The sequence below is a fragment of the Allosalinactinospora lopnorensis genome (assembly GCF_000981225.1).
Taxonomy (GTDB): domain Bacteria; phylum Actinomycetota; class Actinomycetes; order Streptosporangiales; family Streptosporangiaceae; genus Allosalinactinospora; species Allosalinactinospora lopnorensis.
Map to the genome: position 1 here is coordinate 20,559 of NZ_LAJC01000054.1, position 21,695 is coordinate 42,253.

19 protein-coding genes, 1 tRNA gene and 3 pseudogenes are annotated in these 21,695 nt (G+C 69.4%); 17 read left to right on the forward strand and 6 right to left on the reverse strand.

Annotation, left to right across the window (positions count from 1 at the left end; genetic code table 11):
• The first annotated feature begins 20 nt into the window (after positions 1-20).
• From VS93_RS18540 to der, 10 genes and pseudogenes are all read left to right on the forward strand, one after another.
• Positions 21-983 carry a ParA family protein gene (locus tag VS93_RS18540; protein WP_046471169.1) on the forward strand — a complete coding sequence of 321 codons (963 nt, stop codon included), beginning with the start codon at positions 21-23 and terminating at the stop codon, positions 981-983.
• A complete protein-coding gene (locus VS93_RS18545) occupies positions 956-1,375 on the forward strand; it encodes a hypothetical protein (RefSeq protein WP_236700606.1) in 420 nt (139 codons plus the stop codon). Before VS93_RS18540 ends, VS93_RS18545 begins: the two co-directional genes overlap by 28 nt.
• Positions 1,376-1,440: 65 nt before the next feature.
• On the forward strand, positions 1,441-2,271 hold the full coding sequence (locus VS93_RS18550; RefSeq protein WP_046471171.1) for a segregation and condensation protein A: 831 nt from the start codon (positions 1,441-1,443) through the stop codon (positions 2,269-2,271).
• Positions 2,268-2,870 (forward strand): SMC-Scp complex subunit ScpB, encoded by a 603-nt coding sequence (gene scpB, locus VS93_RS18555; RefSeq protein WP_082127003.1) that lies wholly within the window; start codon positions 2,268-2,270, stop codon positions 2,868-2,870. Before VS93_RS18550 ends, scpB begins: the two co-directional genes overlap by 4 nt.
• A complete protein-coding gene (locus tag VS93_RS28375; protein WP_082127004.1) occupies positions 2,854-4,023 on the forward strand; it encodes a pseudouridine synthase in 1,170 nt (389 codons plus the stop codon). The genes scpB and VS93_RS28375 overlap by 17 nt, the downstream gene beginning before the upstream one ends.
• A 56-nt stretch (positions 4,024-4,079) precedes the next feature.
• Positions 4,080-4,442: a chorismate mutase gene (gene aroH, locus VS93_RS18565; RefSeq protein ID WP_046471173.1), complete on the forward strand. Its 363-nt coding sequence runs from the start codon at positions 4,080-4,082 to the stop codon at positions 4,440-4,442.
• 150 nt (positions 4,443-4,592) lie between these two features.
• Positions 4,593-4,880, forward strand: coding sequence for a hypothetical protein (locus VS93_RS18570; protein WP_156184914.1), 288 nt, complete (start codon positions 4,593-4,595; stop codon positions 4,878-4,880).
• Between the two features lie 74 nt (positions 4,881-4,954).
• Positions 4,955-6,033: pseudogene (locus VS93_RS18575) on the forward strand (prephenate dehydrogenase).
• Positions 6,034-6,122: 89 nt separating this feature from the next.
• On the forward strand, positions 6,123-6,902 hold the full coding sequence (gene cmk / locus VS93_RS18580; protein WP_046471175.1) for a (d)CMP kinase: 780 nt from the start codon (positions 6,123-6,125) through the stop codon (positions 6,900-6,902).
• A 103-nt stretch (positions 6,903-7,005) separates the two neighbouring features.
• Positions 7,006-8,421 carry a ribosome biogenesis GTPase Der gene (gene der / locus VS93_RS18585; RefSeq protein ID WP_046471176.1) on the forward strand — a complete coding sequence of 472 codons (1,416 nt, stop codon included), beginning with the start codon at positions 7,006-7,008 and terminating at the stop codon, positions 8,419-8,421.
• Between the two features lie 85 nt (positions 8,422-8,506).
• Here der and VS93_RS18590 read toward each other — a convergent pair whose 3' ends face one another.
• The gene (locus VS93_RS18590) at positions 8,507-9,784 is read right to left on the reverse strand and encodes a multidrug effflux MFS transporter (protein ID WP_394298832.1); all 1,278 of its coding nucleotides are present in this window, start codon (positions 9,782-9,784) and stop codon (positions 8,507-8,509) included.
• Between the two features lie 300 nt (positions 9,785-10,084).
• Between VS93_RS18590 and VS93_RS18595 the strand changes: the two genes are divergently transcribed.
• From VS93_RS18595 to VS93_RS18605, 3 genes are all read left to right on the forward strand, one after another.
• Entirely contained in the window at positions 10,085-10,585 is a 501-nt protein-coding gene (locus VS93_RS18595) for a DUF523 domain-containing protein (RefSeq protein WP_046471178.1), read from the forward strand.
• Between the two features lie 178 nt (positions 10,586-10,763).
• A tRNA-Pro gene (locus VS93_RS18600) sits at positions 10,764-10,837 on the forward strand.
• Positions 10,838-11,052: 215 nt separating this feature from the next.
• Positions 11,053-12,234 carry an HNH endonuclease gene (locus VS93_RS18605; protein WP_201776676.1) on the forward strand — a complete coding sequence of 394 codons (1,182 nt, stop codon included), beginning with the start codon at positions 11,053-11,055 and terminating at the stop codon, positions 12,232-12,234.
• A 24-nt stretch (positions 12,235-12,258) separates the two neighbouring features.
• Here the strand turns inward: VS93_RS18605 and VS93_RS18610 are convergent, their stop codons facing one another.
• From VS93_RS18610 to VS93_RS18615, 3 genes and pseudogenes are all read right to left on the reverse strand, one after another.
• Positions 12,259-13,239 (reverse strand): site-specific integrase, encoded by a 981-nt coding sequence (locus VS93_RS18610; protein WP_052745849.1) that lies wholly within the window; start codon positions 13,237-13,239, stop codon positions 12,259-12,261.
• Positions 13,240-13,492: 253 nt separating this feature from the next.
• Positions 13,493-13,870 (reverse strand): annotated as a pseudogene (locus VS93_RS33085) (class I SAM-dependent methyltransferase); the annotation flags it as partial.
• Entirely contained in the window at positions 13,867-14,907 is a 1,041-nt protein-coding gene (locus VS93_RS18615) for an NAD(P)/FAD-dependent oxidoreductase (RefSeq protein WP_173434327.1), read from the reverse strand. The gene VS93_RS18615 and the pseudogene VS93_RS33085, both read right to left, overlap by 4 nt.
• Positions 14,908-14,962: 55 nt before the next feature.
• On the opposite strand from VS93_RS18615, the gene VS93_RS18620 reads away from it, so the two are divergent.
• The 4 genes and pseudogenes from VS93_RS18620 (at position 14,963) to VS93_RS18635 (ending at position 19,407) form a co-directional block, all read left to right on the forward strand.
• Positions 14,963-15,568 (forward strand): helix-turn-helix domain-containing protein, encoded by a 606-nt coding sequence (locus tag VS93_RS18620; RefSeq protein ID WP_046471179.1) that lies wholly within the window; start codon positions 14,963-14,965, stop codon positions 15,566-15,568.
• A gap of 79 nt (positions 15,569-15,647) precedes the next feature.
• Positions 15,648-16,031: pseudogene (locus VS93_RS33475) on the forward strand (transposase); the annotation flags it as partial.
• A 189-nt stretch (positions 16,032-16,220) separates the two neighbouring features.
• Positions 16,221-18,053 (forward strand): glycoside hydrolase family 15 protein, encoded by a 1,833-nt coding sequence (locus VS93_RS18630; protein ID WP_236700607.1) that lies wholly within the window; start codon positions 16,221-16,223, stop codon positions 18,051-18,053.
• Positions 18,054-18,804: 751 nt separating this feature from the next.
• Complete coding sequence (locus tag VS93_RS18635) at positions 18,805-19,407, forward strand: helix-turn-helix domain-containing protein (RefSeq protein WP_046471181.1); 603 nt, start codon at positions 18,805-18,807, stop codon at positions 19,405-19,407.
• Positions 19,408-19,592: 185 nt separating this feature from the next.
• Here the strand turns inward: VS93_RS18635 and VS93_RS18640 are convergent, their stop codons facing one another.
• The gene (locus tag VS93_RS18640; RefSeq protein ID WP_046471182.1) at positions 19,593-20,294 is read right to left on the reverse strand and encodes a YoaK family protein; all 702 of its coding nucleotides are present in this window, start codon (positions 20,292-20,294) and stop codon (positions 19,593-19,595) included.
• 411 nt (positions 20,295-20,705) lie between these two features.
• Positions 20,706-21,677 (reverse strand): helix-turn-helix transcriptional regulator, encoded by a 972-nt coding sequence (locus VS93_RS18645; RefSeq protein WP_046471183.1) that lies wholly within the window; start codon positions 21,675-21,677, stop codon positions 20,706-20,708.
• Between the last annotated feature and the right edge of the window lie 18 nt (positions 21,678-21,695).

Sequence of the window (21,695 nt, forward strand, 5' to 3'; positions counted from 1 at the left end):
CCGTAGGGAGGTCAAGGGTTGTGAGCTGGTCGGATTACGAGGGCCCGGAGACGGGGGAGCCCCCTGTCGATGAGGAGCCGCCTGAGGGGCCGGCGGGCAGCCCATGGGGGGAAACGCGCAGCACGGGGGCGGAACTGCTAGCCACGAGATCAAAGCCAGAATTCCCGGAACCGGAACCCTTGGAGGAGCACGGGCCGGCCAGGATCGTAGCACTGTGTAATCAGAAGGGTGGGGTTGGTAAAACCACCACGACCATCAACCTCGGCGCGGCCATAGCGGAGTACGGAAGACGGGTGCTGCTCGTCGATTTCGACCCCCAGGGTGCCCTGTCGGTCGGCCTCGGCCGGCTCGACCCGCGTGAGCTCGACCTCACGGTGTACAACCTGCTGATGCAGCGCGACGTCGGGGTCGAGGACGTGCTGCTGAAGACCGACATCGACGGCCTGGACCTGATCCCGAGCAACATCGACCTGTCGGCGGCCGAGGTGCAGCTGGTGGGGGAGGTCGCCCGGGAGCAGATGCTGTCGCGCGCGCTGCAGCCGGTGGTCGACGACTACGACGTCGTGCTCATCGACTGCCAGCCGTCGCTGGGCCTACTCACGGTCAACGCGCTCACCGCGGCCGACGGCGTCGTGGTGCCCCTGGAATGCGAGTTCTTCGCGCTGCGCGGTGTCGCGCTGCTCATGGACACCATCCAGAAGGTTCAGGAGCGGCTGAACAACAGGCTGGTCATCGACGGTTTCCTGGGCACCATGTACGACCCGCGCACGCTGCACGCGCGGGAGGTGCTCTCCACCATCATCGACGGTTTCGGCGACAAGGTGTACGGCACCGTCATCAACCGGACCGTCCGCTTCCCCGACGCCACGGTCGCCGGGGAGCCCATCACCCGGTTCGACTCCGCGTCGGCGGGTGCCAACTCGTATCGGGAACTGGCTAAGGAGGTGCTGGCTAGGTGGCCAAACAGCGGTCACGACGTGTGACCCTGCCGGGTGCGGACGAGTTGTTCTTCCGCTCGTCCGACTCCACAGAGCCCGAGCCGGCACCCTCAGCCCCGCACAGCGAACCGCCTCCGGAGCAATCGGCGGTCCAGGCCGCCTCCTCTTCGGCGTCGCCGACGTCGCAGAAGAGGGGGGCGAAGAAGCCGCACGCGCCGCAGCCCAGCGGTCGGCAGCGCCACGACGAGAAGATCACGGTGTACATTTCCGCGCCGGAACTTCTCGCGCTGGAGCAGACCCGGCTGACGCTGCGCGCCGATCACGGCCTCGCCGCCGACCGGGGGAGGATCGTCCGCGAGGCTGTGGCGGTGCTGCTCGCCGATTTCGAGGAGCACGGCGATTCGAGCCTGCTGGTGCAGCGGCTCGTGGATGAGTGAACAGGCATGGGCCGATGGGTGGCACACACTAGAGCCATGACCGTACACATCCCGGCCTTCGCGGCATGAGCACCGAGGAGGAGACCACCGAGGGTGGCTTCCAGGTGCACCTGGAAAACTTCGAGGGCCCCTTCGACCTGCTCCTGGGGTTGATCTCCAAGCACAAGCTGGATATCACCGAGGTTGCCCTGTCGAAGGTCACCGACGAGTTCATCGCCCACATCAACGCGCACGGTGAGGCGTGGGACCTGGATCAGGCCAGTCACTTCCTGGTGGTGGCGGCCACGCTGCTGGACCTGAAGGCGGCGCGGCTGCTGCCACGCGGGGAGATCGAGGACGAGGCCGACCTCGCCCTGCTGGAGGCCCGCGACCTGCTGTTCGCGCGGCTGCTGCAGTACCGCGCCTACAAGGAGGTCGCGGCGCTGCTCTCGGAGCGTCTGGGCTCGCAGGGGCGGCGTTTCCCGCGCGCGGTTTCGCTGGAGCCGCGCTTCGCCCAGGCGCGGCCGGACGTGCTCATCAAGCTCGGGCCGCAGGAGTTCGCCGCGCTGGCGGTGCGGGCGCTGACGCCCAAGGAGCCGCCGAGTGTCCCCGTCAGCCACATCCACCAGCCTCGGACGTCGGTGCAAGAGGAGGGCCAGGCGGTGGTGCGGGCGCTGCGCGAGCAGGGGAGGCTGACGTTCGCGGAGCTGACCGCCGACTGCACCGGTACCTTCGAGATCGTGGCCCGGTTCCTCGCGCTCCTGGAGCTGTACCGGGCCGCCAACGTCGAGTTCGACCAGCCCGAACCGCTCGGGGAACTGGTCGTGACGTGGATCGGCAGCACCGAGGGCGAGGTGGCGGTGGCCGACGAGTACGACCGGGCGAAGAGCGACGAGGAGAACGGGGAGCAGACGTGAGCGTGGGGGAGAACACGCCCGAACCGCGGCCGGGCACCGGCGGGGCGCAGGACACTCTCCGGCGCGACCTGGAGGCGGTGCTGATGGTGGTCGACCAGCCCGTCGCCGAGTACGATCTCGCGCGCGCCTTCGGCCGGGACGTGCAGACGATCACGGACACCCTTGAGGAGCTGTCGCGCGAGTACACCGAGCAGGGACGCGGGTTCGACCTGCGCCAGGTCGCCGAGGGGTGGCGGATCTACACCCGCCCCGAGTGCGCGGACGTGGTCGAGCACTTCCTCAAGGAGGGCCAGGAGGTGCGGCTGACCCAGGCGGCCCTGGAGACCATGGCGGTCGTGGCCTACCGCCAGCCGGTCTCGCGCGGCAGGGTCTCGGCCGTGCGCGGTGTGAACTGTGACGGCGTTATGCGTACCCTCGTACTGCGAGGGCTGATCGAAGAGGCCGGGCAGGATCCGGAGTCGGGAGCGCTGCTCTTCCGTACCACGACCTACTTCCTGGAACGTCTCGGTCTGCGCAGCCTCGACGAACTTCCCGACCTCGCACCATTCCTGCCTGACGACATCGAAGGTATAGACGACACCGGTGAACGCACCACGTAAGAACCCCAAGTCCCGCGGTGAGCGGGACGCCCACGACCAGCGCGGTGAGCGCGGTCGATCCGCACCGCGCGGTGAGCGCGGCGCCGACTCCGGCGACAGGAGGCGCCGGCAGCAGCGGGAGGACCGCGGCTCGGAGCGCTCCGGAAACGACAAGGAACGCGGCGGTAACCGCCGTGATGGCCGCGACCGGCGCGACGGCCGCGGCGGCAAGGGCGACCGCGGTTCGTCCCCCGGCACGCGCCGGGGCGACCAGGGCCCCGAACGGTCTCCCCGTTCCAAGGAGAAGACATCCGACCACCGCAGCAAGCGCCAGGCGGAGAACCAGCTCTCGATCGCGGCGCGCGAGCGGCTGAAAACGTTGCGGGCCGAGTACGACCCGCGCGACGACGACCATTCCGACGAGGAGCGCGACACCTACCAGGACGTCCCCGGCGGCATCCGGCTGCAGAAGGCCCTCGCCCAGGCCGGGGTGGCCAGCCGGCGGGCCAGTGAGGAGATGATCGCGGCCGGCCGGGTGTCGGTGGACGGCCAGACCGTGCGCCGCTTCGGCGCCCGCGTCGATCCGCAGACCTCGGAGATCCGGGTCGACGGCATGCTGGTGGCCACCGCCCCCGACCTGCTGTACTACGCGCTGAACAAACCTCGCGGCGTCGTCAGCACGATGTGGGATCCCGAGGGGCGCCCCACCCTGGCCGATTACGCCGGGCAGACCGAGGAGCGCCTGTTCCACGTCGGCCGCCTCGACACCGATACCGAAGGCCTGATCCTCCTCACCAACGACGGTGAACTGGCCAACCGCCTGACACATCCCCGCTATAAGGTCGTCAAGACCTACATGGCCAAGGTGCCGGGCCCGGTGCCGCGCAGCGTCGTCAAGTCGATCCGCGAAGGCGTCGAACTGGACGACGGCCCCGTCAAGGTCGACTCCTTCCGGGTGGTGGAGAACCTGCACCCCAAGGCGCTGGTGGAGGTGCAGCTGCACGAAGGCCGCAAGCATGTCGTGCGGCGGCTGCTGGACGCCGTGAGCCACCCGGTCTCCGAGCTCGCGCGTACCCAGATCGGTCCGATCGGGCTGAACGCGCTGAAGCCGGGGACGGTGCGGGCGCTGACGGCGAAGGAAGTCAGTGAGCTCTACACCGCCGCCGGGATGTAGCCTCCTGGCCCGGAGGCCTAAGGGTGCGACCGAGTACTGAGAAGGACGGGCGATACGTGGCGGTACGAGCGATTCGCGGTGCGGTTCAGGTGGAGGCGGACGAGCGTGAGCTCGTCCTGGATGCCACGACCGAGCTGGTCTCCGAGGTCATCCGGCGCAACGAGCTGGCGGTCGACGACGTGATCAGCGTGATTTTCACCGCTACCCCCGATCTCACCTCGGAGTTTCCGGCGCTGGCCGTGCGCAAGCTCGGTTTCACCGATGTCCCGCTGATGTGCGCCTCCGAGATCGCCGTCCCGCACGGCCTGCCGAGGGTGGTGCGGCTCATGGCGCACGTCGAGACCGACAGGTCGAAGTCGGAGCTGCAGCACGTCTACCTGCGCGGGGCGCAGGCACTGCGCCTGGACATCGCGCAGTAGGCGAGGCGGCGGGACAGCGGTGGGCGTCCTCGGGCCACCGGATCTCACGGAACGCCAGCGGGTCATGACACAGGGGCGTTAAGCTTCGCGTACGGTCCCGTGTTCACCGGAACACTTCGGGGCGATCCGACCAAGTTCAACGGAGGTTCTGTGTCCCAGCCGGAGTTGCGTGCGACCACTCCTGGGAACGGCTCGTCCGAGACACCCCTGGAGAAGCAGGACAGCGAGCCGGGCGGGGTTCAACCCATGGTCACCGCGTCCCTGCGGCTGCCCGCCTACGTCGTGGAGAGGCTCAAGTCAGAGGCCGAGCAGGAAGGGGTCCGCGCCATCGTGCTCATCAGGCGGGTCCTCGAGGACCACGTCCGCGGGCTCGGCACCGACCTGCAGGGGATCCGGTCCCAGCTGGACCGGATTGAGAAGGCGGTAGCCCGGTCCTGACCCGGGCTATGCGCGGGTCCCTTACGCTGGAGGGAACCACCGGTCTGGCCAGGACAACGGGGAGAAACGACCTGATGATCCAGCGTGCGATCGTGGTGGGCGCCGGGCTGATCGGGACGTCCATCGCGCTGGCGCTGCGCGAACGCGGCGTCGAGGTGGCACTCGGTGATCCCGACGCCGCGTCCCTGCGGCTGGCCTGCGATCTCGGGGCGGGAACGGTCCTCGATCTCGACGCCTTGGATCACCCCGCCGACGTAGCGGTCGTCGCGGCACCGCCCGCCGCCATCCCCGCTGTCCTGCGTGATCTTCAGGACCGGGGGGCGGCCCACGTCTACACCGACTGCGCCAGTGTCAAGGACGGCGTGGTCACCGAGTCCGCCCGCCTCGGCTGCGACCTCGCCACCTACGTGCCCGGTCACCCAATGGGGGGCAGAGAGAAACACGGCCCCAGCGCCGCCCGCGCTGACCTCTTCCTCGGCCGGTCCTGGGCGCTGTGCCCCACGGGAAAGACCGATCCGGGGGCGGTCGCCACGACGACCGAACTGGCGAGGCTCTGCGGCGCCGAGCCGCTCACCCTCGATGCCGCCACGCATGACCGTGCCGTCGCCCTGATCTCGCACGCCCCCCATGTCGCCGCGTCCGCGGTCGCGGCGCGGATGATCGGCGGCGACGACAGCGCCTTGGCGCTGGCCGGACAGGGGGTGCGGGACGTCACCCGCATCGCCGGCGGCGATCCGGGAATGTGGCTGGAGATCCTGCGGAACAACGCCGCACCGGTCGCTGAGGTCCTGGAGGGGATCGCCACCGACCTCGCGGCAACGGCCCGCGCGCTGCGCGCCGCCGGGGACGGCACCACGGAAACCGTGCACGACCTGCTGGAACGCGGCCGCAGAGGGCATGACCGGATCCCGGGCAAACGCGGCGCGCAGCGTGTCCCCGACTATGCGGTACTGCCCGTCGTCATCCCCGACGAGCCCGACTCGCTCGGCCGGCTGTTCGCCGCCGTGGGGGCCGCCGGGATCAACATCGAAGACGTCCGGATCGATCACAGCCCGGGACTGCCCGTCGGTGTGGCCCAGCTCTACGTGCTGCCGGGAGCCGTCACCGATCTGGCGCGTGTCCTGGCAGACCAGGCTGGTCGGTGCACGCCTGAAAGGGCGGACCGGGCCGGCCCCCTATGGCGCGGCTGTACCCTGTTTCGTTGAGAAGAGATGGAACCGAACCCCGGAGGAGAGAACCGACGTGAGCGCGCAGGGCAACGCTCGGGCTGCCGCGGCCGGCGAGGACCGGTCCGCTCCCCGCGCGAGCGGGGACGACCCCGCCGAAGGGATCGTCATCGCCATCGACGGTCCGTCCGGGTCAGGCAAGTCCAGCACGGCCAGGGGAGCGGCGGAAGCGCGCGACCTGAGGTACCTCGACACCGGGGCGATGTACCGGGCGCTGACGTGGTGGATGCTGCAGAACGACATCGACACCACCGACGCGGCGGCCGTCGCCGCAGCGTGCTCCCGCCCGGTCGTCACCATGGGCACCGACCCGTCGGCACCCGCCGTCCGAGTGGACGGTACCGATGTCGCCCGGGCGATCAGGACCCAGGAGGTCACCGCGAACGTCAGCGCCGTCAGCGCCGTGGCCGAGGTGCGCGAACGGCTCGTCGCCCTCCAGCGCGACATCATCGCCGAGGCCCGGAGCGAATCGGGGGGCATCGTCGTCGAAGGCCGCGACATCACGACCGTCGTCGCTCCCAACGCCGAGGTCAAGATCTACCTGACCGCCAGTGCCGAGGCGCGCGCCCAGCGGCGCAGCAGGGAAGTACGGACGAGTGACATCGCGGCGACCCAGGCCGATCTGGCGCGGCGCGACCTGCTCGACTCCAGCCGCGCGGACTCCCCGCTGACCCGGACCGAAGAGGCGATGGAGCTGGAGACCACCGGGCTCTCCCTGGACGAGGTCGTCGCCCTCGTCGCCAAACTGGTCGACGAGGCCAAGGGCGAGGCCGCACGCAGCGTCGGCGTGCTCTGAGCGCGGTACCGCACCGTGCCCGCGGTGCACCGAGAACAAGCTGGCCCCACGGCACGCGTCCTGGGCGCGTGGGGCCATCGCCACCAGGAGAAAGACGTATTCGATGAGTGAGCGCACATACGCCCCGGCCGAAGCGCCCGGCGAGGACGAGAAGACCGCCGTCAAACCGGTGGTGGCCGTCGTGGGGCGGCCCAATGTCGGCAAGTCCTCCCTTGTGAACCGGATCATCGGCCGCCGCCAGGCGGTCGTGGAGGACGTCCCCGGAGTGACACGGGACCGGGTGGCCTACGACGCGTCGTGGCGGGAGCGGGAGTTCACGCTCGTCGACACCGGTGGGTGGGACATCAACGTCAGCGGGCTCGCCGCGATGGTGGCCCGCCAGGCCGAGTACGCGGCCCAGACCGCTGATGTCGTCCTGTTCGTCGTGGACGCCACGGTCGGCATCACCGACGCCGACGAGGCCGTGACGCGGGTGCTGCGTGCGGCTGGGAAACCCGTGGTGCTCGCGGCCAACAAGGTCGACGGTGAGATGCAGGAGCCCGAGGTCATGGCACTGTGGAACCTCGGCATCGGTGAACCCTACCCCGTCAGCGCTATACACGGGCGGGGTTCGGGCGACCTGCTCGACGCCGTGCTGGCGGCGTTCCCCGAACAGCCGGAGGGCGGCGGCCTCGACGAGGAGGGCGGCCCGCGCCGGATCGCGCTGGTGGGCCGCCCCAACGTCGGCAAGTCCAGCCTGCTGAACAAGGTCGCGGGGGAGGACCGTGTCGTGGTCGACCCGGTGGCCGGAACCACCCGCGACTCCGTGGACGAGTTCATCGAACTGGGCGCTAAGACCTGGAAGTTCATCGACACCGCCGGGATCCGGCGCCGGTTCCGCGCGCTCCAGGGCGCCGACTACTACGCCACCATGCGCACCACCGCGGCGCTGGCGCGGGCCGAGGTCGCCGTCGTGCTCATGGATGTCAGCGAGCCGCTGGCGGAGCAGGACATCCGCGTCGTCGAGCAGGTCGTCGAGGCGGGCCGGGCGCTGGTTCTGGCGTTCAACAAGTGGGACACCCTCGACGAGGAGCGCCGGTACTACCTCGAGAAGGAGATCGACCGCCAGCTTTCGCGCGTCTCCTGGGCTCCGCGGGTGAACATCTCCGCCAAGACCGGGCGGCACATGGAGAAGCTCGTCCCGGCGATCGAAACCGGGTTGGCGAGCTGGGACACCCGTATCCCGACGGGGCGGCTGAACGGCTGGCTCAAGGAGCTCGTGGCGGCCAAGCCCCCGCCGGTGCGCGGCGGACGGCAGCCCAAGATCCTCTTCGCCACGCAGGCAGGCGTCCGCCCGCCGCACTTCATCCTCTTCACCACGGGCTTTCTGGAGGACGGCTACCGGCGCTTCATCGAACGCCGGCTGCGGGAGGACTTCGGCTTCGAAGGGTCCCCGATCAAGCTGAGCATGCGCATCCGGGAGAAGAAGGGCGGGGGCAAGGCGTCGAAGGGCAGCGTCCGCCCCGACTGGAACCGCTAGTCGCAGGCGTACGGCGGCCCGCACCGGAACCCCCGGTGCGGGCCGCCGTGTATTCCCTCTCCGCGGGGAACGGGGCCCCGGACGGTCAGATCGCGGACTCCGCGTGCCCGCGCACGGCGGCGGTGACGAAGATGCCTGTGGCGACCACCGCGGTGCCGAGCATGACCAGGATCATGCTGGCCAGCGTGGCCTCACCCGTGCTGGTGAGGCCGGCGGCGGACGCGAGGACGCCGCCCAGGGCGAACTGCAGTGTCCCGAGCAGCGCCGAACTGGTGCCGGCGACGGAGGCCGGCTGGCTGGCCACGGCGAGCGTGGTGGCGTTGGGCGAGATGAGCCCGGTGCAGAACATCATCACGAAGAGCACCGCGGTGACCGACACCAGGCCCGCGTTCCCGCTGAAGCCGAGTCCGGCGAGCAGCACAACGGAGAAGAGAGCTCCGAACAGGCCCGCGTACAGCCGCCGGGAGGTGTGCATCCTCCCGATGAGGACCACGTTGAACTGGTTGCCCAGGATCATGCCGAGAGTGTTGATCCCGAAGATCAGGCTGAACTGCTGGGGTGTCGCCCCGAACTCCTCCTGCGAGACGAACGAGAACGCGGAGATGTAGGTGAAGGTCATAGCGAAGCTCAGCGCCATCGTCAGGGAAGGGGCGATGAAACGCGGGTCGCGCAGCATGCGCGCGAACGTGCGCAGCATGACGGCGAAGTCCTGCCGTCGCCGGTTCTCGGGAGGCAGGGTCTCCGGCAGCCCGAAGAAGACCAGGCCGACCCCGGCCAGTCCGGCCAGCCCGAGTACGGCGAAGATGAGCTGCCAGGAGCCGGCCAGCAGGAGCTGGCCGCCGAGCATCGGGCCCAGCATCGGGGCGAGGCCGACGAGCAGCACGAGCCGGGAGAAGAAGCGTGCGGCGGAGTCACCGCTGAAGGTGTCGCGGACCACCGCCCGCGAGATCACCATCCCCGACGCCGCCGCGACCCCCTGGACGAAGCGGAGCGCGCTGAACATCTCCGCCGAGGTGACCGTCATGCACAGGAACGAGGTGGCGGTGAACACCGCCATGCCGATCAGCAGGGGGCGCCTGCGCCCCCACTGGTCGCTGAGCGGGCCGAGCACCAACTGGCCCAGGGCGAGCCCGACCATGACGGCCGTGAGCGTCAGCTGGATCTGGGACTCGGCCGCGTTCAGGTCCGCTGCGATTTCCGGGAACGCCGGGAGGTAGAGGTCTGTGGCCAGCGAGCTGGTGGCGGAGAGCACGCCTAGCACGAAGACGAGCAGCACGACGGAGCGGCGAGGGTGCGGCGAGGATGCGGGCGCCGCAGAGGGGCGGCGGACCGGCATGCGAGGACGCACATCGACAAGGCTCACTGGTACTCCAGAAGGCAGGAAGGAACAACAGACGGGAGTTGAAAAAAGGGGGGTGGCACCTAGGGAGGTCGAGCGATGGAACGGCGCCGGGAATGCCCCTCGTGCGGGACACCTCGCGTAGCAACCACAGGACCCCCGTTACGAAATCCCGGCCCTTCCTTTGTCTCGGCGTGATGTGAACCACCGATTGATAAGGCGAGCACACTGGGCGGTCCCGGGGTTGTGAAGACAGCCACCCTGGGACGAACATCGGGTTCTCGATAAAATTGCAGGTCAGAGCGCGATGAAGGAGGAGGGGGTATGCAAAGGGTCCTGGTCAGCGCCTGTTTGATGGGGAAGCGTGTGCGTTTCGACGGCCGCGCTAAGACGGTGGAGGACAGCATCGTCGAGCGGTGGCGCTCCGAGGGGCGGCTCGTGGTCTTCTGTCCGGAAGTGGCGGGCGGGCTTCCCGTTCCGCGGCCGCCGGCCGAGATCGAGTCGGCCAAGGGGGCCGGGGCCGTGCTGCGGGGCGATGCTCGCATGCGTACTCCGCAGGGCGCCGATGTCACCCGGTTCTTTCTCGCCGGTGCCCACGCCGCTCTTGCCACGGCGCAAACACACGGGGCCAGGATGGCCCTGCTGAAGGAGTCCAGTCCCTCGTGCGGTCTGCACCGCGTCTACGACGGCGGTTTCACCGGCATGACCGTCCCCGGGCCGGGTGTCACGGCGCAGGTGCTGCTCGACCACGGCATCAGCGTCTTCAGCGAGGACGAGATCGAAGCCGCGGCCGCCCACCTGGACGAACTGGAAGGGGCGCGCTGACCTCCGGAGCGCGAGGCGGCCGGCCCGGCCGGGGCGGAACGAGGCAACTGGTGACCTGTTCCGCCCCAGGCGCATCCGCCCGGGCTGACCGCATTCGTGCCGGAAAAGCTGTCACGAACAGCCTGGAGAATGCGATAGAGTCATACTCGTTGGCCGGGCAAGAACGCCCGGGCGGCGCCGGGACGTAGCGCAGTTTGGTAGCGCACTTGACTGGGGGTCAAGGGGTCGTGGGTTCAAATCCCGCCGTCCCGACAGAGGAACAAGCAGCTCAGAAGGGGTGCCATCCGATGGATGGCACCCCTTCTGGCGTTGTGGGAGCCAAACGGGGTCCCTACGTCACTCGCCGGCGGCTGCACCGCCCCTACTCGCTCGGCCGGAAGTATCATGCTCGGCCTTCCTCACGCGCCCCCGAGCTGTCGCAGCGGTGCCCTAGGTTCAATGTCTCCCCCCATCCGCAGAGGAGCCGCATGGGCATTAAGGACCTGACCGACCGCACCGCCGTCCTGCACGCTCTCGCGCGCTACGACGAGTTTGGACGCGACGCCTTCCTAGAGGAATCTCAGTTCGGAACGGCCAGGCGCTACTTCCTGCAGCACAACGGAAAGCTGTATGAGGCCAAGGCGATCGCCGGTGTTGCGTACCGAACCCAATTCCCCGAGCGAAGCCAGGAAGACTTCAGCGGTGGTAAGGAGCACGCGAACGCTCCTATGGAAACCATGGGATTTACCGTGCTAGACCGCGAGACGTCCACGGTCGACGAGGAGCGAGTCTGGCGACTCGCCATCTGGAGCCACCTCCGGGCCACCCACAAGGATCTCGACAAGGTGGAGCCAGCGACTCTGCGCGCATTCGGTGCCTATGGAGGAGCACAAGGCGTCTGGGTTGACACCCAGCGCACGTCCAAATTCTTCACTGAGGGCGTGACCGTTGGCATCCTTCACACGGGAGTGCACTACCCGGATGAGCTCTCTGAGGACGGCATCTTCTACCACTATCCAGTGACGAAACGTCCCGTCGGGCGGGATCGCAGCGAGGTGGCAGCTACCCAAGCAGCCGGATCGCTCCAGCTCCCCATATTCGTCATCACAAAGCCAACCCCTCGTTCGTCCGTGCGCGCCGTGCGACTCGGCTGGGTCGGCGGCTGGGATGACGCCAGTAAGTTGTTCCTGATCAACTACGGCGACGAACCGCCCGCTTCGCTCATCACCGAGGACCGATCGGATGAAGAGCCCTTTGAGCCCATGGCCACGCGTCAAAGCAAGAAGCAGCGCGCTGTTACGGAGCGCCCCGATCAGAACCGTTTTAAACTCAGGGTCTTGAAGCGCTATGGCTGGCGTTGTCCGTTGTCGGGAGTGACGGTGCCGCAGATGATCGAAGCGGCGCACCTCATCCCACACGCGATGAACGGCACGTCTGATCCCCGTAATGGGTTGCCCCTCAACGTGGCTTTGCACCGGGCTTTCGATGCGAACCTGTTCGGCATCGATCCGGAGACGTTGGACGTGGTCGTCCCCCGCGATGGCCATTCGCTCGCTGACCTGGGCATCATCACGCCTCATCTGCGTGACTTGGCTCAGCTCCCGCACAGAGAAGCGCTGGAGTGGCGCTACAACGAATGGAAGCGCCGTGCCGCGCCACCTGAGGAGTAGCAATGGCACGGCGCCCCGCGATGGCTAGTCGAAGATGCCATCCATGGCTTCGGCGCCGCCGGTGATAACAGGCCGGATCTGCTTGCGGTAGACGGCCTCGGTGACTGACGTTCCGCTGTGGCCGACCAGCCGGGCGATGTCCTCCAGCGGCACACCAGAGTCCGACATCAGCGAGACGAAGCTGTGCCGTAACTCCCGCGGCGTCCACTCTTTTGGCGTCAGGCCGGCGCGCTTGACCACGCGGCGGAAGTCTCGGCGGACGTTGTGCGCGTCCAGTTCGGTGCCGACCTTCGAGGTGAACACCAGGTCGGTGGCCTGCCACGCCTTCCCCGCGGCGCGGCGTTCGGCCACCTGGCGGCTGCGTTGCACGCGCAGCGCCACCACGCAGCGCCTCGGCAGTGCCAGCGTGCGGCGGGAGCGGCGCGTCTTGGTGTCGCCGCCGGCGCGTACCGAGCGCCATACGGCGATGTAGGGCGTATCGCCGGACAGTTCCACGTGATCCCAGGTGAGCACCCGCAGTCCTTCGGTGCGCGCCCCGATCAAAAACGACAGCACCACATAGGCGTAGAGCCGGAATTCCTCGGCGGCGGCCAGCAGTGCCCTGGCCTGAGCTAGCGTGAGCGCCTTCGAGGGGCGCCCCGCGGCTTTTCCCTCGGGCACGTCGCACAGCGCCACCACATTGCGCTTCACCTTGTCGCGCGCCTGGGCGTGCTTCACTGCGTGGTTGAGAATCGAATACAGCAGGCGCAGCGTGCGCGTGCTCAGTTCCTCGGACTTGTCATCAAGCCAGCCGTCCACATCATCGGCCCGCAATTCGCGCAGCTTGTAGCTACCCAATGCGGGGATTATGTGCTTTTCCGCCAGCATCCGGTAGTTGTCGACGGTGCCCGAGTCGCGTCCACGTAGGCCGCTCTTCAGCCACGCATACACGGCGTCGGCGACCGTGTAACGGGTGGGCTCGGCCGGAAGACCGTCCGATGTTCTGTTGTCCTGTCCGCGGGTCATACGCGCTTGCGGGCTCAAAGGACGGCATCGCGAAGGGTGGTCTCGTGTCCGTCGTGTCCGGTGGCCGATCGGGCCCTGGCCTCGGCGATGGCGATGTCCCACCGGTCGGGGCGGGACCGGCCGCGATCTCCTCGGCCGTGAAGTACACGTCCGGTGCCGGGGCGTGTTGCGGGCCTGATGGGTGGTGGCCGACGATGAGCAGCGTGCCGCCCGGTGCGACCGATGCCGCCAGCCGGCGGAACAGTGCCGCGCGCGACGCCGCCGGGTACACGTAGTGGGTGGAGACGAGATCGAAGTGTTCCTCGGGGGGCGTCCAGCCGGTCAGGTCGGCCTGTACCCAGTCTATCCGGCTCGTGATGCCGGCGGCGAGGGGTTCTGCGTGCTCGCGCGCGCGGCGCAGCGCGGTGGTGGCGATGTCCACCGCCGTCACCGCCAGCCGCGCGAGGCGAGCCAGATGCGTCGGCTCCCTCGCCGCAGCCCGCGTCCAGTGCCGTGCCGGGTGCGAGATCCCCGGCCTCCGGCGCCAGTTGCGGGTTGGGCCGCCTGCCGCAGATCGCGGTATGGCCGCGGTACCGCTCTTCCCAGTACGCCTTGCCGAATTCTTCGGACACGATTTCCCTCCGTGATTCACCTGCCGTGGCGACGGCCGCCCGTCACCTGTTCACCAGACGCGCTTCGGACTCGGGTAAGCGGGTCCCGGTGGGCGGCGACCGCCTGGCGGGTGTCCTCGGCGACCAGGTCGGCGTTGATCTGGGCCGCCGCGGCAGCGCCCGCCGCCGCGGCGGTACCGACCTGGGCGGCCAGATCGGTGACGTTGCCCGCGACCCACACCCCGGGCACTTCGGTACGGCCGGTCGCGTCGGAGGGGATGTGCTCACCCATTCCCCCCGGATGTTCCGCCGGCCGCAGTCCGAGCGCCGCCAGGAAGCCTGTGCGCGCCGCCATCCGCGAGGAGATCGCCAGCACCTCGCGGCTGACCACCGTGCCGTCGCCCCGCCGCACTCCCACGAGACGGTCCTCGACGATCTCCAGGGCCGCCACCTCGCCGTCCACCACGCTGATGCCGCGGGCAGCCATCTGCTCCGCCTCCTCGCCGGCCGGCGGCGCCATGGTGTGGGAGAAGAGCGTGACATCGGCGCTCCACTGGCGAAACAGCAATGCCTGGTGCACCGCCAGCGGCCCATTGGCCAGTACACCGATGGCCCGGTCGCGGACCTCCCAACCGTGGCAGTACGGACAGTGCACGACATCCCGGCCCCACCGGGCCCGCAGCCCCGGTATGTCCGGCAGCTCGTCAGTCAGCCCGGTGGCCGCCAGCATCCGGCGCGCACGGACCGTCCGGCCGTCGGCCAGTGCCACCGCGAACCCGTTGTCCTCGCGAGCCACGGCGTCGACCTCGCCGGGCACCACCTGAGCGCCGTAGCCGCGGACTTCCGCCCGACCGCGCTCCAGCAACTCGACCGGCCCGATCCCGTCCCGGGCCAGCAGCCCATGCACACCCGCGGCCGGGGCGTTGCGCGGAGCGCCCGCGTCGATCACCACCACCGACCGCCGCGCCCGAGCCAGCATCAGCGCCCCGCTCAACCCCGCAGCGCCACCGCCGACCACCACCACGTCATAGCCGTCTCTCAGTTGATCGGTCACCGTGACCACCTCCACGGCAATCATGCGAGCCCACCCTCCATTGCCGCAAACTTTGTTGCCGATATGGCAAACTGGCGGCATGGACAACGACCTCGACCAGGCACTCGGCGCGGTCGCACCCCGGCTACGCGCGTTGCGCCAGCAGCGCGAAACCACGCTGGCCGACCTGTCGGCCGCGACCGGCATCTCGGTGAGTACCCTGTCCCGGTTGGAGACCGGTGACCGCCGGCCGACCCTCGAACTACTGCTTCCCCTGACCAGAGCCCACGGCGTCACGCTCGACGAACTCGTCGACGCCCCACCCACCGGCGACCCGCGCATCCACCTGCACCCGGTCACCCGTCACGGCATGACCATGCTGCCCCTGACCCGCAGGGCCGGCGGCATCCAGGCGTACAAGCTCGTGCTCCCGGCCGGCAGCCGCCCAAGGGAACCCGATCCACAGACCCACGAGGGCTATGAATGGCTCTATGTCCTCAACGGACGGCTGCGGCTCGTCCTCGGTGAACACGATCTGGTGCTCTCACCGGGCGAAGCCGCCGAGTTCGACACCCGCGTACCGCACTGGTTCGGCGCCGCCGACGCCGAACCGGTCGAGTTCCTCAGCCTGTTCGGCAGGCAGGGCGAACGCGCACACCTCCGCGCCCGCCCCAAGACAGAACACCAACCCGAACGACCCGGCTAGGGCCTTCCGTCGAACGATCTTGCGTGGTGGATCATGGCCGGGTGGTACGTCGTCGTGAACTGTCCGAGCGGAATGGGAGTTCGTCCGGCCGCCGCTGCCCGTGACCGCGCAGGGCCGCAAGCGGCTGGACGACCGGAGAGGCCTCAACGGGATCGTGTGGAAGTTCCGGGCCGGGACGGCCCGGCGGGACGCACCCGGGCGTTACGGGTCCCGGGCCACGCTGCGCACCTGTTTCCGCCGCTGGGCCGAGGACGGCACCTTCGCGGCCGGCGACATCGACTGGCCGGTGTCGGCTGACTCCGCCGTCGCCCGGCCCATCGTCGCAACCGATCGGGCCCCACACAGAAAGGTAGGGCGGCCTGACCAGCAGGACCCACCTGGCCTGCGATTCCACAGGCGGCCGCTCGCCCTGGTGGCGACGACTGACAGTGAGGATGTGTGGTGGCTTCTCCGATGGGTCTGACCCGAACACCAGGCCGTGCGGACACCGCGGCACCCGGATTCTGAGAGTGGCGCAATCAGTGGTGGGGGGGCCGGGGACGGAAATAAGGTGAGAGTTCAGAGTCGGCGCCGGTACGCCTTGCGGAGGACCGGGGAGGTCGCGCGGTGTTCCCGGGCGCACGGGACGAGCGAGCCAGGTCGGGAGGTGGCTGTGGCGGCGACCCAACGACCCGCGGCGGACGCTTCGCGGTATCCGCCGATCGCCGACCACGGGCTGATCGGTGATCTGCGCACCGTGGCGCTCGTGGGGACGAACGGCACGATCGACTGGTACTGCTGCCCGCGCTTCGACGGGCCCAGCGTGTTCGCCTCGATCCTCGACGCCGACCACGGCGGGGCCTTCGAGCTGGCCGCCGACGTGCCCGCGAAGACCAAGCAGTTCTACTTCCCGGACACCAATGTGCTGATCACCCGGTTCTTCGCCGAGGACGGGGTCGGCGAGATCCAGGATTTCATGCCGATCGCCGAGGACCCGCGCGAGGCCGGCAGGCACCGGCTGATCCGTCGGGTCGTGTGCGTTCGGGGATCGCTGCCGTTCCGCGCTCGGGTCGCCCCGCGCTTCGACTACGCGAGGCGGCGGCACACGCTGCGCGTCGACAACCGCCAGGCGGTCTTCGAGTCGGAGTCGCTGGTCCTGGCGCTGTCCACCAGCGTGCCGCTCGAGCAGGACGGCCCTGACGTGTGGGCGGCGTTCAAACTCAACGAAGGCGAAACCGCCGTGTTCGCCCTCGATCAGGTCGGCGACAATGTGGCGCCCCGGCCGTGCCCGCTGACCGAGGCAGAGCACGAGTTCGCCGCCACGGTGCGGTTCTGGCGGCGCTGGCTGTCCGCCTCCCGCTACCGGGGCCGGTGGCGGGAGATGGTGCACCGTTCCGCGCTGACACTGAAACTGCTCACCTATGCGCCGACCGGGGCGATCGTGGCCGCTCCGACGACGAGCCTGCCGGAGAGTATCGGGAGTGGGCGCAACTGGGACTACCGCTACGTGTGGATCCGCGATGCCGCGTTCTGCCTCTACGCCCTGCTGCGGCTGGGATTCACCGAAGAGGCCGCGGCGTTCATGGACCTCCTGTCCGAGCGCATCGATGTCCGCGGCTGCGCCGACTCCTCGGGCCCGCTGCAGATCATGTACGGCATCGACGGGCGCAGCGAACTCCCCGAGCACGAACTGGCGCACCTGGAGGGCTACCGGGGCTCTGTTCCGGTCCGGGTGGGCAACGCCGCGGTCGACCAGCTCCAACTGGACATCTACGGGGCCGTCATCGATTCCATCTACCTCTACGACAAGTGGGGCACACCCGTCTCCAGCGACCTCTGGGACAGGGTGGTCGCCGTGGTCGACTGGGTCTGCCGCAACTGGGACCAGCCCGACGAAGGCATCTGGGAAACCCGCAGCGGCCGCAAGAACTTCCTGTACTCCCGGCTGATGTGCTGGGTGGCGATCGAACGTGCCATGCGTATTGCCACCCGCCGGGGGCTGCCCGCCGACCTAACCCGCTGGCGCCGCGTCCGCGACACGATCTACCGCCAGATCATGCAACGCGGGTGGTCGGACAAGCGGCACGCGTTCGTCCAGCACTACGGCGGCGACGTCCTCGACGCCGCGGTACTCATGATGCCACTGGCCAAGTTCGTCTCTCCCACGGACCCCAAGTGGCTGTCCACACTGGACGCACTGAGGGAGCAGCTCGTGTCCGACTCGCTGGTCTACCGCTACGACTCCCAGGCCAGCCCGGACGGCCTGCAGGGCAGCGAAGGCACGTTCTCGATCTGCTCCTTCTGGTACGTTGAGGCGCTCGCCCGCGCCGGACACCTCGAAGAGGCCCGACTGGCCTTCGAGAAGATGCTCACCTACGCCAACCACCTCGGCCTCTACGCGGAGGAGATCGGCCGCACCGGTGAACAACTCGGCAACTTCCCCCAGGCCTTCGCCCACCTCGCGCTGATCAGCGCCGCATTCAACCTCGACCGCGTCCTCGGCTAGCGGGCCGTGTCCGCGTCCTGAGTCGTCCGCCGCGGCCGCCCCGCATACGGCCCTGATCCGGTAGCCGTCCTTGGCGAAGAGGCGGCACCGGGCCGCTGAGGGGCTGGCCCGGTGCCGCCACGTGGAGTCGGCGCCGCGGCCGCCGCTCGGAGTCTCTCCTTCTCCTCCCGGTTTTGTGGCGCCGTCCCGCCTCGCTTGGGGCGGGATGCCCAGGTCGTAGACAACTCCATCCGGACCGGACACGGCCGGACCGTAATCCGGAATACGGGAAGTTCCTCAGGAGATTCCCAGGAAACGACGTTTCCTGCGAATGGTAATCCCCGACAGGTCACCGCGTTAACTCTGCCGGACGTATGAAAATCCGAACGGCCGGTCCCAGATGTTCCTGGACGCTTCCGGACAACGCGGGCCGCTACTGAAACCCCAATCCTCGCAATCGGAGGAAAACGCGTATTCTGTGCGTATCCCCCTGTTCGGGACACCCTGACGCGGATGCCCGCCGGATGCGCTTCTGGCCGCCGCGGAGCTCGGGTACGTTTCCCGCAAGCGCTAATCCGGCGTTTTGATCCTCTCTCCCGTACCACCGTTTCAACACGCCGGGAGCGCCAGAGACCCAGGTCGAAACAATTTCAGCCCGGAAGGAAAACCGTGACCTGTATCCGCGCCCCCCACTCTGCAGGACGGCCCGCCGCCGCTCGTGCGGTGGCCGTGGCCGTCCGCCCTGGCCTGCCCGCTGGGAGGGAGGTCCTCCGTGCCTAAGAGTGACCTGCTGGAGCCCAGCGGCCCCAACGCTTCACTGCGCGGGCGGGTGCACCGCCCCACGGTCTACCGGCCGGCGCCCGACGCCCCGCCCCACCATCTGCGCCGCGGCTCCGACGGCCATGTCTACGGCTGGGTGCGCATGGCGCCCGCCTCCGAGGAAGCCGAACCGTGTTCCCCCGGTCGGCTCGGCTCGGACACGACCGGCAGCGGTACGGAGACCTCTGAGGAGGGGGCGCCGGTGCGGCCCCCCACGATCGAGGATCTGGAGGGCTACGACCAGCGCCCCAACCCGCTGGAGGCGCAGACCCCGGCGGAGTTCGTCCAGGCGATGCGCCGGTTCCGGACCTGGTCGGGCGACTGGTCCTACCGCGAGCTGGAGCGGTTCTGCGGCGGTGCCGTGCCGCGCTCAACCTTCCACGCCGCGCTTACCGGCGACGAGCTGCCGAAGTTCGTGGTGCTGATGGCGTTCGTCTCCGCCTGCGGCGGCAACCAGGACGAGGTGCAGCGGTGGGTGACCGGGTGGCGCCGGCTGCGCATGTCCGAGACCGGCGACGGATCCGCGGCCGGCCTGCCTCCCGGTGCCTCTCCGTGACACCGGTGCCGTTCCGCCCTGGGCGGAGCGGCCCACTGCTGTCCGAGACCGTCCGTTCCCCGCATCCGTGCGAGCCCCGCCGCATGTGAAGCGGGCAAAGGGGGCGAGGCCCGAGAGCTTCGCCCCCGGGAGGAGGGGCCGATCCGGGCGGGGCGCTGCGGCGAGCAGGGCTTTGCGCTCTGCCGTTACGTGGGCGGCCGCCTCGACGCGGGGTGGGCCAGGTAAACGGCTATCGTGCCGAGACTGCCCGCTGCTGCGACGAGGAGCGGAAGCGTCAGTCCTACCTGCAGCAGCAGGGTTCCGATGGCTCCGCCCACGAACACCGCGATCACGGCCAGGAGGCGGTGCTTCTGCTCGGGATGGCCGGTGCCCTTGCCGAGGGAGGAGTCCATGAGCAGGGAGACCAGCGTGAACGTGACGAGGGTGGTGTTCAGGGGCGCACCGAGGCGCCGGACGGTGGCGCTGCGCACTCCCATGGCGGCAGCGGTGAGAGCGATCACCGCGTAGTGCCGGGGGCTCGGGGACTCCGCGACAGGCTGTAGACCGAGCCCGCACAGTGCCGCCGCTGTGATCAGGACGGATACGGTGGCGGCGGACGTGAGGAGCCACCGTCGCCGTTCCGCCGCCATGGCCGCCCCGATACGGCTGCCGACGCTCGCGCCGAGCACGAATGCGGCGAGGGCGGTGAGAGACGCGGCGGGTTCGAGGCCGCCACCGGCCGCGGCGAATCCGAGGAAGAGGAGGTTGCCGGTCATGAAGGCGGTGAAGACCCCACCCAATCCGAGGTAGCTGACGGCGTCGACCACCCCCGTGATGGCCGTCAGCGTGATGAGCGCCACCGGCAGAGGATCCCTGCCGGAGGCGTCCCCGCTGGCTTTCCTGGCCACCCCTGCTCCTTCGGTCTGATGGGAACCAGGATTGCGCGGGGGGCGCCTCATCTCATGGCACCACGCCCGGCTGCCGCATGCCCTTCGCGGAGGGGGCGCGAACGTCTCTCTGAGGACGCGTGTGCGCGTTGCGGAGGGCGGGCCGGATCACTCAGGTTTTGCCATTTTTACTGGTTAGCGGTGTGCGGGGTGGGCAGAGGAACAACGGAGGCAGGGCCCGGCTCCGCCTTGGGGGTGGCGTTGAGCGGGCCCGCCTCCTCTTTTCATGCCGGGGGAGCGAGTGTTTCCCCGCTTCGCCGCCCCTGACGAGAACCCCGTTCTCGAACGTGCGGACCACGGTCGCGGCCCCGCGGCGCTGCTGGAGGGGGCCCCGGAAGCTCCGCGTGGACCCGGGTTCCTGTCCCTCACCGGTCACTGTGGTTCGGCGGCGGGCGGCCGCTTGGCGGCCGCCCGCCGGTAGCGCTCGGCGAGCCGGCGCGCGTGTTCGGCGAACTCCGGGGGATCGAGGATCTCGAAGTCGGCGTCGATCACTCCGATCCACGCGGTCAGCAGCGGGACCGTCTCGCCCCCGACCCGCAGCAGGCACGAGTGCTCGTCGATCGCCTCCACCACCCCCATTGTCTGCCCGGCCACGGTCTCGACGGGGGCGTGCACCAGCACCCGCGCCTGGATCGGCCACATGACCGATCCGATGCGGTGGTAGAGGTAGGTCGCGACGTCGCCCTCGGGCGGGTCGCGGGGGGTGAAGCGGGGGCCGGTGGGAGGCCGCGGCCGGATCCGGTCCACGCGGAAGGTGCGCCAGCCGTCCCGCTCGGTGTCCCACGCCACGAGGTACCACCGCTGGCTCCACGACACCAGGCGGTGCGGCTCGACCAGGCGCAGGCTCGCGGCCCCGTCGTGGCGGACGTAGTCGAACCGCGGCCGCTCACTGGCACGGCAGGCGCCGGCGATGACGGTCAGCACATCGGGAGGCACCGACGGCTCGTCGTCGCCGATGGTGACAGTGGAGGAACGAAGGGCGCCGACCCGGTGCCGCAGGCGGGAGGGCAGCACCTGCTCCAGCTTGGCCAGCGCACGCACCGACGCCTCCTCGATCCCGACCACCGAACTCCCGGCGGCGGTGTGCAGGCCGACCGCGACCGCCACGGCCTCTTCGTCGTCCAGCAGCAGCGGCGGCATCCGCGCCCCCGCGCCCAACCGGTAACCGCCCGACACCCCGGGTATCGCGTGGATCGGATAGCCCAGGCTGCGCAGCCGTTCCACGTCCCGACGCACGGTGCGTGCCGCCACGCCGAGCCGTTCGGCCAGTTCCGCGCCGGCCCGGTCCGGCCGTGTCTGCAGCAACGACAGCAGGCGCAGCAGTCGCGCCGACGTCTCCAGCATTTTCCCAGTGTGTCAGGG